Origin of the sequence: Deinococcus pimensis DSM 21231 (genome assembly GCF_000519345.1) — a bacterium.
GTDB classification, from domain to species: domain Bacteria; phylum Deinococcota; class Deinococci; order Deinococcales; family Deinococcaceae; genus Deinococcus_A; species Deinococcus_A pimensis.
This window is the reverse complement of the sequence record NZ_KI912637.1, coordinates 144,156-145,331: the sequence shown is the minus strand read 5'-3', so window position 1 is coordinate 145,331 and position 1,176 is coordinate 144,156. Positions and strand designations below refer to the sequence as shown.

The following is a 1,176-nucleotide window of genomic DNA, read 5'->3' as shown; positions in this document are numbered from 1 at the left end:
AGACGGCGGACGCGGCCCTGGTCGAGGAGGGACGCGAGCGCGGCGCGCAGGTGGCTCAGCGCGAGGCCGGTGTGACGCGCGAGCTCGGTCTCCACCCATTCGGGCTTGCTTTCGAGCGCGGAGAGCACGAGCTTCTCGTTGGCGCGGCGGGTCTGTTGCAGGTCATCGATGGTCGGGGGGTTGAACATGCAGACGCCTCCGTCATGAAAACCCCGGCGGCGGCCGGGGAGGGGTGAACTCGGCGGGTCGCCGGGGCGGCGACGTCGCGGGGGCACGGCGCGCGGGCGGGCGCGGGGTGCGGGCAAACTCGGGGTCATGCGCTCCTTGAGCGCAACCGACGTATTGTGACACATCCATGACCTCTTGAGGGTGATGAATGTCCCGATGTGCGACGTGAGTCACCTTCGACGGGTGGGCGTGACGGTCAGACGGGCTGCGGACGCTCCTCCTTCAGGTCGGGTGAGGACGGCAGGTCGGGTGAGGACGGACGCTCCGCGGCCGCCGAGCGTTCCCGCACCACGGACGGGTGCAGGCCGAGGTCGCGGGCGATCTCGCGGGCCGTCATCTTCGCGCTCATCATCACGCTCGGCGTGCCCGCGCCGGGCTGCACGCCCGCCCCGACGAGGTACAGGTTGCGCACGTCCTCGCTGCGGTTGTGCGGACGGAAGTACGCGCTCTGCGCCAGCACCGGCTCCGGCCCGAAGGCGTTGCCGAGATGGCTGGAGAGCGTCTCCTCGAAGTAGTCGGGCGTGACGAAGCTCCGGTGCGTGATCCGCTCCCGCAGGCCCGGGATGTAGCCGCGCTCGTCGAGGAAGGCGATCACCGCGTCCACGAGGCGCTCGCCGTGCACGTCCCAGTCGATGCGTCCGCCCTTGTTCGGCACGGGCACGAGCGTGTACGCCGCGTGATGCCCGGGCGGCGCGAGCGTCGGGTCCGTCAGGGTGGGCACGTGCAGGTACTGCGAGAAGTCCTCCGCGAGGACGCGGCGGTCGAAGATGTCCGTCAGGAGCTCCTCGTAGCGCGGCCCGAGGATGATGTTGTGGTGCCTCAGGTCGAGCTTCAGGTCGTCCGCGCGGAAGCCGAAGTACAGCACCACCAGGGACATGCTCTGCTTCGCGAGCCGCACCCGCAGGTCCGAGTTCACGCGGCGGTGCCGGGAGTCGAGGAGCTTGAGGT

1 protein-coding gene and 1 pseudogene are annotated in these 1,176 nt (G+C 70.2%); both read right to left on the bottom strand.

Translation table 11 applies throughout. The features are described from left to right. Positions 1-188, bottom strand: a pseudogene (locus DEIPI_RS0109495) (transcriptional regulator); the annotation flags it as partial. Between the two features lie 236 nt (positions 189-424). After that, positions 425-1,176: phytoene dehydrogenase (locus DEIPI_RS29910; RefSeq protein ID WP_045233987.1), on the bottom strand; the 752-nt coding region annotated here is incomplete at its 5' end.